The 12,064-nt window shown below is 70.5% G+C and carries 12 protein-coding genes; all 12 read left to right on the top strand.

The window, feature by feature from the left end:
• Positions 1-33 precede the first annotated feature (33 nt).
• Positions 34-1,071 carry an ABC transporter ATP-binding protein gene (locus ABZ848_RS24900; RefSeq protein WP_360835296.1) on the top strand — a complete coding sequence of 346 codons (1,038 nt, stop codon included), beginning with the start codon at positions 34-36 and terminating at the stop codon, positions 1,069-1,071.
• A 15-nt stretch (positions 1,072-1,086) separates the two neighbouring features.
• A complete protein-coding gene (locus ABZ848_RS24895) occupies positions 1,087-2,295 on the top strand; it encodes an ABC transporter substrate-binding protein (RefSeq protein ID WP_360835294.1) in 1,209 nt (402 codons plus the stop codon).
• Between the two features lie 4 nt (positions 2,296-2,299).
• Positions 2,300-3,163: an ABC transporter permease gene (locus ABZ848_RS24890; protein ID WP_360835292.1), complete on the top strand. Its 864-nt coding sequence runs from the start codon at positions 2,300-2,302 to the stop codon at positions 3,161-3,163.
• An 11-nt stretch (positions 3,164-3,174) separates the two neighbouring features.
• Positions 3,175-3,990 carry an ABC transporter permease gene (locus ABZ848_RS24885; RefSeq protein ID WP_360835290.1) on the top strand — a complete coding sequence of 272 codons (816 nt, stop codon included), beginning with the start codon at positions 3,175-3,177 and terminating at the stop codon, positions 3,988-3,990.
• A gap of 67 nt (positions 3,991-4,057) precedes the next feature.
• Positions 4,058-5,209 (top strand): FAD-binding oxidoreductase, encoded by a 1,152-nt coding sequence (locus ABZ848_RS24880; RefSeq protein WP_360835288.1) that lies wholly within the window; start codon positions 4,058-4,060, stop codon positions 5,207-5,209.
• The gene (locus ABZ848_RS24875; RefSeq protein WP_360835286.1) at positions 5,206-5,508 is read left to right on the top strand and encodes a (2Fe-2S)-binding protein; all 303 of its coding nucleotides are present in this window, start codon (positions 5,206-5,208) and stop codon (positions 5,506-5,508) included. Before ABZ848_RS24880 ends, ABZ848_RS24875 begins: the two co-directional genes overlap by 4 nt.
• A complete protein-coding gene (locus ABZ848_RS24870; RefSeq protein ID WP_360835284.1) occupies positions 5,501-6,913 on the top strand; it encodes an NAD(P)/FAD-dependent oxidoreductase in 1,413 nt (470 codons plus the stop codon). The genes ABZ848_RS24875 and ABZ848_RS24870 overlap by 8 nt, the downstream gene beginning before the upstream one ends.
• On the top strand, positions 6,910-7,809 hold the full coding sequence (locus tag ABZ848_RS24865) for a dihydrodipicolinate synthase family protein (protein WP_360835282.1): 900 nt from the start codon (positions 6,910-6,912) through the stop codon (positions 7,807-7,809). The genes ABZ848_RS24870 and ABZ848_RS24865 overlap by 4 nt, the downstream gene beginning before the upstream one ends.
• 2 nt (positions 7,810-7,811) lie before the next feature.
• Complete coding sequence (locus tag ABZ848_RS24860; protein ID WP_360835280.1) at positions 7,812-8,813, top strand: proline racemase family protein; 1,002 nt, start codon at positions 7,812-7,814, stop codon at positions 8,811-8,813.
• A 41-nt stretch (positions 8,814-8,854) separates the two neighbouring features.
• On the top strand, positions 8,855-9,538 hold the full coding sequence (locus tag ABZ848_RS24855) for a GntR family transcriptional regulator (RefSeq protein ID WP_360835278.1): 684 nt from the start codon (positions 8,855-8,857) through the stop codon (positions 9,536-9,538).
• 69 nt (positions 9,539-9,607) lie between these two features.
• Positions 9,608-10,603, top strand: a complete 996-nt coding sequence (locus tag ABZ848_RS24850; RefSeq protein ID WP_360835276.1) for a LacI family DNA-binding transcriptional regulator — start codon at positions 9,608-9,610, stop codon at positions 10,601-10,603.
• A gap of 110 nt (positions 10,604-10,713) precedes the next feature.
• Complete coding sequence (locus tag ABZ848_RS24845) at positions 10,714-12,063, top strand: sugar ABC transporter substrate-binding protein (RefSeq protein ID WP_360835274.1); 1,350 nt, start codon at positions 10,714-10,716, stop codon at positions 12,061-12,063.
• The last annotated feature ends 1 nt before the right edge of the window (position 12,064 follow it).

The following is a 12,064-nucleotide window of genomic DNA, read 5'->3' as shown; positions in this document are numbered from 1 at the left end:
CAACGTAAGAGAGCGCCAGAAAGGTTCCCGCCCATGGAGGGAATTGCGATCCGGCTGCAGGACCTGCGGAAGTCGTTCGGGGAGACGACCGCGGTGGCCGGGATCGACCTGGAGATCAGGGACGGGGAGTTCTTCTCCATGCTCGGCCCCTCGGGCTCGGGCAAGACCACCGTGCTGCGGATGATCGCCGGGTTCGAGACGCCGACGGAGGGCCGGATCGAGCTCGCCGGACAGGACGTCACGGGGCTCGCGCCCTTCGAGCGGGACGTGCACACCGTCTTCCAGGACTACGCCCTGTTCCCGCACATGACCGTCGAGCAGAACGTCGCCTACCCCCTCAGGGTCCGCAAGGTCCCCAAGGCGGAGCGGCTGGTGCGCGCCCGCAAGGCGCTCACCGAGGTGCGCCTGGAGGGGTACGGCAGGCGCAGGCCCGCCCAGCTCTCCGGCGGCCAGCGCCAGCGCGTCGCCCTTGCCCGCGCCCTGGTCGGCCGCCCCCGCGTGCTGCTCCTGGACGAACCGCTCGGCGCCCTCGACCTCAAGCTGCGCGAGCAGATGCAGGTCGAGCTCAAGGCGCTGCAGCGCGAGGTCGGCATCACCTTCGTCTTCGTCACCCACGACCAGGAGGAGGCCCTGACGATGAGCGACCGCATCGCCGTCTTCGACCAGGGCCGCATCCAGCAGGTCGGCACCCCCGCCGAGATCTACGAACGCCCCGCGACCCCCTTCGTGGCGTCCTTCGTCGGCACCTCCAACCTGCTGGAGGGCGAGTCCGCCCAGCGCGTCGTCGGCACCCCCGGCGTCTACAGCATCCGGCCCGAGAAGATCCGCGTCCTCAAGGAGTCCGCCGAGGCCGACGAGCCGGACCACGCCACCGCCGTCGGCACCGTCGCCGAGGTCGTCTACCTGGGCGACGCCACCCGCTTCCTCGTCGACCTCGACGCCGGCGGCCGCCTCACCGCCCTCCAGCAGAACCTGGAGACCTCCGCCGAGGACGTGGCCGCCTACCGAGGCACCCGGGTGCGGCTGCGGTGGCACCACCGCCACACGATCCAGGTCCCCGACACCCGCTGAAGCCCCCTCACGGTTATGGAGAACGTCGTGCGCATCACCCGAACGTTCCAGGTGGCGGCCGCCGCCGCGCTGCTCGTCGCAGCCACCGCCTGCGGCTCCTCCGGCTCCGGCAGCTCCTCCGCCACCGGCCTCAACCCCCCTGATCTCAAGGCGCAGTCGAAGCTCGGCACGTCCGAGGGCCAGGTCAACCTCATAGCCTGGGCCGGCTACGTCGAGGACGGCTCCAACGACCCCAAGGTCGACTGGGTCACCCCCTTCGAGAAGCAGACCGGCTGCAAGGTCAACTCCAAGGTCGCCGCCAGCTCCGACGAGATGGTCAAGCTGATGAAGACCGGCCAGTACGACGCCGTCTCCGCCTCCGGCGACGCCTCCCTGCGCCTCATCGCCTCCGGCGACGCGGCCCCCGTCAACACCAAGCTCGTGCCCAACTACGCCGACATCTTCAGCGGGTTGAAGAACGGCAGCTGGAACTCGGTCAAGGGCCAGATGTACGGCATCCCGCACGGCCGCGGCGCCAACCTGCTGATGTACAACACCGCGAAGGTCAGCCCGGCACCCACCTCCTGGTCGGCCGTCTTCGACGACGCGTCGAAGTACAAGGGGCATGTGACGGCGTACGACTCGCCGATCTACATCGCGGACGCGGCCCTGTATCTCAAGGCCACCAAGCCCGAGTTGAAGATCAAGGACCCCTACGCGCTCGACCAGAAGCAGTTCGACGCGGCCGTGGCCCTGCTGAAGAAGCAGAACGCGGACATCGGCGAGTACTGGAGCGACTACCTCAAGGAGATCTCCGCGTTCAAGAGCGGCGACTCGGTGGTGGGGACGACGTGGCAGGTGATCGCCAACCTCACCGCCGACGAAGGCGTCAAGGTCAAGGCCTTCGTGCCCACGGAGGGTTCGACCGGCTGGTCCGACACCTGGATGCTCTACTCCAAGGCCAAGCACCCCAACTGCGCCTACCAGTGGATGAACTGGATCGTCTCCCCGAAGGTCAACGCCCAGGTCGCCGAGTACTTCGGCGAGGCCCCGGCCAACTCCAAGGCCTGCGACCAGACCAGTGACAAGACCTTCTGCGAGACGTACCACGCGGCCGACGAGAGCTACTGGAAGAACATCGCCTTCTGGAACACGCCCATCGAGCAGTGCCTCGACGGCCGCACCGACGTGAAGTGCGTGCCGTACGCCAAGTGGGTGCAGGCCTGGACCGAGATCAAGGGCTGAGTACGTGACCGTACTGACCCGGACGGCGGGGGCGCTGCACCGGCGCCCCCGGCTGCGGCTGGCCCTGCTGCTGACCGCGCCGCTGCTGTGGCTGGCCGTGCTCTACCTCGGCTCGCTCGCCGTACTGTTCGTCTCCGCGTTCTGGACCACCAACTCCTTCACCTCCGAGGTGGTGAAGGTCTGGTCGACCGACAACTTCCACGCCCTGTTCACCACGCCGGTCTACCGCCAGGTGATCCTCCGCAGCATCGGCGTCGCCCTCGCGGTCACCGCCCTGTGCGTGGTGATCGCCTTCCCGCTCGCCTTCTACACCGCGCGGGTGGCGAAGCCGAAGTGGCGTCCGCTGCTGGTCGTCGCCATCCTGACGCCCCTGTGGGCGAGTTACCTGGTCAAGGTGTACGCGTGGCGCCTGATCCTGTCCGAGGGCGGGCTCGCGGACTGGATGCTCAAGCCGTTCGGCCTGAGCGGACCCGGCTTCGGCCTCCCCGCCGCCGTGCTCACGCTGACGTACCTCTGGCTGCCGTACATGATCCTGCCGATCCACACGGCGCTGGAGCAGCTGCCCGCCAACTTGCTCGACGCGTCGGCGGACTTGGGCGCGCGGAGCGGGCGGACCTTCCGGTCGGTCGTCGTCCCGATGGTGCTGCCGTCCGTGGCCGCCGGGTCGATCTTCACCTTCTCGCTCAGCCTCGGCGACTACATCACTGTGCAGATCGTCGGCGGAAAGACCCAGCTCATCGGGAATCTCGTCTACTCCAACATCGAGCTCAACCTGCCGATGGCCGCCGCGCTCGGCACCGTCCCGGTCGTCGTCATCGTCGTGTACCTGCTGGCCATGCGCCGCACCGGCGCGCTCAGCAGCCTGTAGAGGAGCCCGCCGTGCAACTCTCCCGTTCCGCGCGCATCGCGCTGCGCGTCGCAGCCGGGCTCGGATTCGCCGTGATCTACGTCCCGTTGCTGCTCGTCCTCGTCAACTCCCTCAACCCCGACCGCAGCGCGAGCTGGCCACCGTCCAGCCTGACCCTGCACTGGTGGTCGGTGGCATGGGACAACTCCGGTGCGAGGGAGGCGCTTTGGGTGTCGGTGAAGGCGGGCCTGGGCGCCACCGCCATCGCTTTGGTGCTCGGCACGCTGATCGCCTTCGCGGTCGCCCGCCACCGCTTCTTCGGCCGGGACGCCATCTCCTTCGTGGTCGTCCTGCCGATCGCCCTGCCCGGCATCGTCACGGGCATCGCCCTCAACTCGGCCTTCGGCACGGTACTTGAGCCGCTGGGCGTGGGGCTGGGCCTCTTCACGGTGATCGTCGGACACGCCACCTTCTGCATCGTCGTGGTCTTCAACAACGTGGTGGCACGGCTGCGGCGTACGGCGGGCTCGTACGAGGAGGCGGCGATGGACCTGGGCGCGAACACCTTCCGGGCCTTCGTGGACGTCACTTTCCCGCTGGTGCGGTCCGCCTTGTTCGCGGGCGGCCTGCTGGCCTTCGCGCTGTCCTTCGACGAGATCGTGGTGACGACGTTCACGGCGGGGCCGGGGATCGAGACCCTGCCGATCTGGATCTTCAACAACATGACACGCCCCCAGCAGGCACCGGTGGTGAACGTGGTGGCGGCGGTGCTGGTGCTGCTGTCGGTGGTTCCTATTTATGTGGCTCAGCGGTTGTCGGCGGACACGGCCGGCGGGAGCCGGGTCTAGGGGGAGGGCGCTTGTCGGTCGCGTCCGCACTGTTCCCAGGCCCAGTGGTATGTGACATAGTACTGGCGTGAGCCAGCCGCTGACCTGCGATGTCGTGGTCGTCGGCGCCGGAATGGTCGGCGCCGCCTGCGCCCTGTACGCGGCTCGTGCCGGCCTGGACGTCGTCGTCGTGGACCGCGGCCCGGTGGCCGGCGGCACGACCGGCGCGGGGGAGGGCAACCTCCTGGTCTCCGACAAGGAACCAGGACCCGAGCTCGACCTCGCACTGCTGTCGGGCCGCCTGTGGGAGCAACTCGCCCAGGAATTCGGGCAGTTCATCGAGTACGAGGCCAAGGGTGGCGTCGTCGTGGCCACTTCCCCCGGAAGCCTCACCACACTCGAGGACCTCGCCGCCGAGCAGCGCGCCGCCGGAGTCGTCGCCGAACCGGTCGCGGGCGACGCCCTCTACACCCTCGAACCCCACCTCGCCCCGGGCCTCCCCGGCGGCGTGCACTATCCGCAGGACAGCCAGGTCATGCCCGCCCTGGCCGCCGCCCATCTGCTACGCGCGTCCGGCGCCCGTCTGTTCACCGGCCGGACCGTGACGGCCGTACTGCGCACCCCGGAGGGGACGGTCCGAGGCGTCCGCACGGGCCAGGGCGACATCCACGCCCCCGCACTCGTCAACGCGGCCGGTACCTGGGGCGGCGACCTCGCGGCCCTCGCCGGCGCCACCCTCCCCGTCCTCCCGCGCCGCGGCTACGTCCTCGTCACCGAACCCCTCCCGCGCCTGGTCCGGCACAAGGTGTACGCCGCCGACTACGTGGCCGACGTGGCCAGCGACTCGGCCGCGCTGCAGACCTCGCCCGTGGTGGAGGGCACCGCCGCCGGGCCGGTCCTGATCGGCGCGAGCCGCGAACGCGTCGGCTTCGACCGGTCGTTCTCGCTCCCGGCCCTGCGCGCGCTCGCGGCGGGGGCCACGCGGCTCTTCCCGTTCCTGGCCGACGTCCACGCCATCCGCTCGTACGTCGGCTTCCGCCCCTACATGCCCGACCATCTGCCCGCCATCGGCCCCGACCCGCGTGTCCCCGGCCTCTACCACGCCTGCGGCCACGAGGGCGCGGGCATCGGCCTCTCGACCGGCACCGGTCATCTGCTCGCGCAGGTCCTGGCCGCGAAGGCGCCCGACCTCGACCTGACCCCGTTCCGCCCCGACCGCTTCGCCGAGGAGGCCGCGTGAGTTCTCCGCTCGACCTGGCCGACGCCCACCCTGGCCCCGCCTTCACGGTCACCCTGGACGGCCGGGAGATCGAGGCCCTGCCCGGCCAGACCGTCGCCGCCGCGCTCTGGACGGCAGGCATCACCTCCTGGCGCACCACCCGGGGCGAGGGCCGCCCCCGCGGCGTCTTCTGCGGCATCGGCGTCTGCTTCGACTGCCTCGTGACCGTCAACGACCGCTCCAACCAACGGGCTTGCCTGGTGCCGGTGACCCCGGGCGACGTGATCCGTACGCAGGAGGGGACGGGCCGGGATGGGTGAGCGGCCGCATCTGGCGGTGATCGGCGCCGGGCCTGCGGGCCTTGCCGCGACACTGGCGGCCGCCGGTCGCGGGGCGCGGGTCACGCTGATCGACTCCGGCGCCGCAGCCGGCGGGCAGTTCTACCGGCAGCCCGCCGCCGAGCTCCGCGCGGGCCGACCGCAGGCGTTGCACCACCAGTGGCGGACCTGGGAACGACTGAGGGACGGGCTGCGCGAGCACGTAAAGGCACGCGCTGTCAGTCATTTGACGGACCATCACGTCTGGTTCGTGGAGCGGCGGCTGCCCGACGGCTTCACCGTGCACGCCCTGCTCGGCCCCGAACAGCAGGACCCGGCCGTCGTCCACGCCGACGCCGTGCTCCTCGCCACCGGCGGGTACGAACACGTCCTGCCCTTCCCCGGCTGGACCCTCGCCGGCGTCCTCACGGCAGGCGGCGCCCAGGCCATGCTCAAGGGCACCCTCACCGCGCCCGGCCGCACCGCGGTCGTCGCCGGAACCGGTCCGCTGCTCCTCCCGGTCGCGACCGGACTCGCCGCGGCCGGGGTGGAGTTGGCGGCCCTCGTCGAGTCCGCCGATCCCCGTGCCTTCGTACGGCAGTCCCGTGCGCTGGTCTCGCAGCCGGGCAAGCTCGGCGAAGGAGCCGCGTACGCGGGCCAGTTGCTCCGGCACCGCGTGCGCACGCTCTTCCGGCACACCGTCGTCGAGGCGCACGGCACCGACCGCGTCGAGGCCGTCACGGTCGCCGCGCTCGACGCGGACGGGCGGGTCAGGCCCGGCACCGGACGCCGTATCGCCTGCGACAGCCTGGCAGTCAGCCACGGCATGCTGCCGCACACCGACCTCGCGGAGAGCCTCGGTTGCCGTCTCGACGGCCCGCGCGTCCACGTCGACGACGAGCAGCGCACCGACGTGCCGGGCGTCTGGGCCGCGGGGGAAGTCACCGGCATCGGCGGCTCGGCGCTCGCGCTCGCCGAGGGGCACATCGCGGGACTCTCGGCCGCGGCACGCCTGCTCGGCACCGAGGCCGACCCGGGGGAGTGGGCGGCCGCCGCCAAGTCCCGTACCGGACAAAGGGAGTTCGCGGCAGCGCTCGACCGCGTCTACCGGCCGCCCGCGCACTGGACCGAGCAGGTCGCCGACGACACCGTCCTGTGCCGGTGCGAGGAGGTGACCGCAGGGGCCGTGCGCGAGGCCGTCGACGAGCTCGGCGCGGGCGATCTGCGCACCGTGAAGCTGCTGACCCGGGCCGGTATGGGCTGGTGTCAGGGCCGGATGTGCGGGCCCGCCGTCGCCGGGCTCACCGGATGCCAATTCACGCCGTCCCGGCGGCCGTTCGCCCGTCCCGTGCCGCTCGGCGTGCTCGCCCAGGAGCCCGACCAGCCCACTGAGAGAGGACCCTCATGACCGACCACCGCCCCTGGCGCGGCGTCCTCGTCGCCACCGCACTCCCGCTGAACGACGACCTCTCCGTCGACTACGACAAGTACGCCGAACACTGCGCCTGGCTCGTCGAGAACGGCTGCGACGGAGTCGTCCCCAACGGGTCGCTCGGCGAGTACCAGGTGCTCACCCCCGAGGAGCGGGCGCGGGTTGTGGAGACCGCCGTCGCCGCCATCGGCGGGCGGCGCGTCATGCCCGGCGTCGCCGCCTACGGCTCCGCCGAGGCCCGCCGCTGGGCCGAGCAGGCGCGTGACGCGGGGTGCGCGTCGGTGATGCTGCTGCCGCCCAACTCCTATCGCGCCGACGAGCGTTCGGTGCTCGCCCACTACGCCGAGGTCGCGAAGGCGGGCGTGCCGATCGTGGCGTACAACAACCCGATCGACACCAAGGTCGACCTCGTACCGGAGCTGCTCGCCGAACTGCACGCCGAAGGTCACATCCACGCCGTCAAGGAGTTCTCCGGCGACGTCCGCCGCGCCTGGCGGCTGGCCGAACTCGCCCCGGAACTCGACCTGTTGATCGGCGCCGACGACGTCCTGCTGGAGCTGGCGATCGCCGGCGCGAAGGGATGGGTGGCCGGCTATCCGAACGCCCTGCCCGCCGCGAGCACCGAGCTGTACCACGCGGCCGTCGGCGGAGACCTGGCCACCGCCAAGAAGCTGTACGAGCAGCTGCACCCACTGCTGCGCTGGGACTCGCGGGTCGAGTTCGTGCAGGCCATCAAGTTGTCCATGAACATCGTCGGCCGGCACGGCGGACCCGTCCGGCCCCCACGCGTGCCCCTGCTGCCCGAGCAGGAGGCCGCCGTCCGCGCCGCCACCGAACAGGCCGTAGCCGCCGGCCTCGCCCAGGAGAGGTAGCCATGCGCAGCAAACTCGTCCTGCACGCCGTCGACTCGCACACCGAGGGCATGCCCACCCGCGTGATCACCGGCGGCATCGGCACCATCCCCGGCGCGACCATGAACGAGCGGCGGCTGTACTTCCGCGAACACCGCGACGACATCAAGCAGTTGCTGATGAACGAGCCGCGCGGCCACTCCGCCATGAGCGGCGCGATCCTTCAGCCGCCGACCCGCCCCGACTGCGACTGGGGCGTGGTCTACATCGAGGTCTCCGGCTATCTCCCGATGTGCGGGCACGGCACGATCGGGGTCGCGACCGTGCTCGTGGAGACCGGCATGGTCGAGGTCGTCGAACCGGTCACCACGATCCGCCTCGACACCCCGGCCGGGCTCGTGATCGCCGAGGTGGCGGTGGAGGGCGGGGCGGCGAAGGCGGTGACGCTGCGGAACGTGCCGTCGTACTCGGTGGGGCTCGACCGGAAGGTGACGTTGGCTGACGGGTCGTCAGTAATATATGACATGGCATACGGCGGGAACTTCTACGCCATCCTCCCCATCGACCGCCTCTCCCTCCCCTTCGACCGCTCCCGCAAGGACGACATCCTCACCGCCGCCCTCGCCCTCATGGACGCCATCAACGCCGAGGACGAGCCCGTCCACCCCGAGGACCCGTCGATCCGCGGCTGCCATCACGTCCACCTGATCGCCCCCGGCTCCACCGCCCGCCACTCGCGTCACGCCATGGCGATCCACCCCGGCTGGTTCGACCGCTCGCCCTGCGGCACCGGCACCAGCGCCCGCATGGCGCAGCTGCATGCACGCGGCGAACTCCCGCTGCACACCGAGTTCGTCAACGAGTCCTTCATCGGCACCCAGTTCACCGGCCGCCTCCTCGGCGCGACCGAGGTCGCCGGCCGCCCGGCCGTCCTGCCCAGCTTCACCGGCCGCGCCTGGATCACCGGAACCGCCCAGTACCTACTGGACCCGGAGGACCCCTTCCCCGCCGGGTTCGTCCTCTAGACGACCCGATAATGTCCGGTGACCCAAGGAGGACGATCACCATGACCCCGCAGAAACGCCCCGCCGTGCCCGACCTCGGTGGCAGGAGCCCGAACTACCGGGAACGGGTCGTGAACGTGCTGCGGGCTGCGCTGATCTCCGGCGAACTGCGCCCCGGCCAGGTCTACTCGGCCCCCGCGCTCGCCCCCCGCCTCGGCGTCTCCGCGACCCCGGTCCGCGAGGCGATGCTGGAGCTGGTGAAGGAGGGCATGGTCGAGATCGTCCCCAACAAGGGCTTCCGGGTCACCGCCGTCTCCGAGCAGCAGCTCGACGAGTACACCCACATCCGCTCCCTGATCGAGATCCCCACCACCGTCGGCCTCGCGGCCACCGCGGACCCCGTCGACCTGGAAGCGCTCCGTGCGACCGCGATGGAGTGCGTCACCGCGGCCGGGAAGGGCGACCTCATCGCCTACGTCGAGGCCGACCTGAACTTCCACCTGGGTCTGCTGGCGCTGGCCGGCAACGAGCATCTCGTCGAGGTCGTACGGGACTTGCGCCGCCGCTCCCGCTTGTTCGGGCTCACCGCACTGGTCGAGGCGGGCCGGCTGGAGGCCTCCGCCCGGGAGCACCTCGAACTCCTCGACGCACTGCTGGCCCGCGACGCCGAGAAGACGCGGGAAGTGATGACCCGGCACCTCGGGCACGTCCGCGGGCTGTGGTCGGCTCGCGGCGAGGACGGCTGACGGGCCCGGCTGAGATCCGGTGACATCGTTACGCAAACTGCTTGCGTTTCTTGCGCTATTCTTGCGTTCATGACGCGACGACTTGCTGAAGTGGCGAAGAAGGTCGGGGTCAGCGAGGCCACGGTCAGCCGGGTGCTCAACGGCAAGCCCGGCGTCTCCGAGGCCACCCGGCAGTCGGTGCTGAGCGCGCTGGACGTGCTCGGCTACGAGCGGCCGACGCAGCTGCGCGGTGAGCGCGCGCGGCTCGTCGGACTCGTGCTCCCTGAACTGCAGAACCCGATCTTCCCGGCGTTCGCCGAGGTGATCGGCGGGGCGCTCGCCCAGCTCGGGCTGACGCCGGTGCTGTGCACCCAGACCAAGGGCGGCGTCTCCGAGGCCGACTACGTGGACCTGCTGCTGCAACAGCAGGTGTCCGGCGTGGTCTTCGCCGGCGGACTGTACGCCCAGGCCGATGCCCCGCACGACCACTACCGGCGGCTCGCCGAGCGCAACATCCCGGTCGTGCTGGTCAACGCGTCCATCGACGACCTGGGCTTTCCCGGCGTCTCCTGCGACGACGCGGTGGCGGTCGAGCAGGCCTGGCGGCACCTCGCCTCCCTCGGGCACGAGCGGATCGGGCTGGTGCTCGGGCCCGCCGACCACATGCCGTCGGCCCGCAAGCTGGCGGCCGCGCGGACGATGGGCGAGCTGCCGGACGAGCACGTCGTCCGCGCGATGTTCTCGATCGAGGGCGGGCACGCGGCGGCGACCCGGCTCATCGACCGGGGCGTCACCGGGATCATCTGCGCCAGCGACCCGCTGGCGCTGGGCGCGATCAGGGCGGCCCGCCGCAAGGGGCTGGCCGTCCCCGGCGAGGTGTCGGTGGTCGGCTACGACGACTCCGCCTTCATGAACTGCACGGAACCCCCGCTGACCACCGTCCGCCAGCCCATCGAGGCCATGGGCAGAGCGGCCGTGGAGCTGCTGAACGCGCAGGTCAACGGTGCTTCCGTAGCCCCCGACGAGCTGCTCTTCGAGCCCGAGCTGGTGGTCCGGGGGTCGACCGCGCAAGCGCCGCGCGACTGAGATCCGCTCGGCTGTCCAATAATTTCAAATTTCGCGCGACATCTTGCGGACGGATGTCGGCGGTGCTTGAGTGTGCCCCGCCCACCGCTCCTGCCACGAGGGGTCCACCGATGAGAAGCACCGGGTTCCGCCGTACGTTCGTCGCGCTCAGCGTCTGTTCCCTCGCCCTCGCGGCGTCCGCCTGCGGGTCGGGCGACGACGGCACGGCGAGCGGCAAGACGCGCATCACCGTCAACTGCGAGCCGCCCAAGAGCGCCAAGGTCGACCGCGGCTTCTTCGAGCAGGACGTCGCCGCCTTCGAGAAGCAGAACCCGGACATCGACGTCGTCGCGCACGACGCGTTCCCCTGCCAGGACCCGAAGACCTTCGACGCCAAGCTCGCCGGCGGGCAGATGGAGGACGTCTTCTACACGTACTTCACCGACGCCAGGCATGTCGTCGACATCAAACAGGCGGCCGATCTCACCCCGTACATCAAGGAGTTGAAGAGCTACGGCACCATCCAGAAGCAGCTGCGCGACATCTACACCGTCGACGGGAAGATCTACGGCATCCCGCGCACCGGCTACTCGATGGGCCTGATCTACAACCGCAAGCTCTTCGAGAAGGCCGGCCTCGACCCCGACCAGCCGCCGACGACCTGGGAAGAGGTCCGCGCCGACGCCAAGAAGATCGCCGCGCTCGGCGGCGGCACGGTCGGTTACGCCGACTACAGCGCCCAGAACCAAGGGGGTTGGCACTTCACCGCCGAGCTGTACTCACAGGGCGGCGACGTCGTGAGCGCCGACGGCAGGAAGGCCACCGTCGACACCGCCGAGGGCCGCGCCGTCCTGCAGAACCTGCACGACATGCGCTGGACCGACGACTCGATGGGCAGCAAGCAGCTCCTGGTCATCAACGACGTGCAGCAGATGATGGGTTCGGGCAAGCTCGGCATGTATCTGTCCGCGCCGGACAACATCCCGATCCTGGTCAAGGAGAAGGGCGGCAACTACAAGGACCTCGCCCTCGCGCCCATGCCCGGCGGCAAGGGGACGCTCATCGGCGGCGACGGCTACATGTTCAACAAGCACGACACGCCCGCCCAGATCCGCGCCGGCCTGAAGTGGCTCGACCACATGTTCCTCACCCCGGGCACGGGCTTCATCGGCGACTACGCCCGCGCCAAGAAGGCCGACGCCCCGGTCGGACTGCCCGAGCCGCGCCTGTTCACCGGCGCCGCCGACGCCAAGGACCAGCAGGTCAAGAAGGCCAACGCCAATGTCCCGGTGGAGAACTACCAGGCCTTCCTCGACGGCAACCACAGCCTCCAGCTGAAGATCGAGCCGCCGAACGCCCAGCAGATCTACTCCGTCCTCGACGGCACGGTCTCCGCCGTCCTCACCAAGAAGGACGCGGACATCGACCAGTTGCTCAAGGAAGCCTCCGGCAAGATCGACAGCATCCTGGCGCGAGGTTGAG

The organism is Streptomyces sp. NPDC047081 (genome assembly GCF_040643775.1).
Classification (GTDB): Bacteria; Actinomycetota; Actinomycetes; order Streptomycetales; family Streptomycetaceae; genus Streptomyces.
This window is presented reverse-complemented; position numbering and strand designations above follow the sequence as displayed.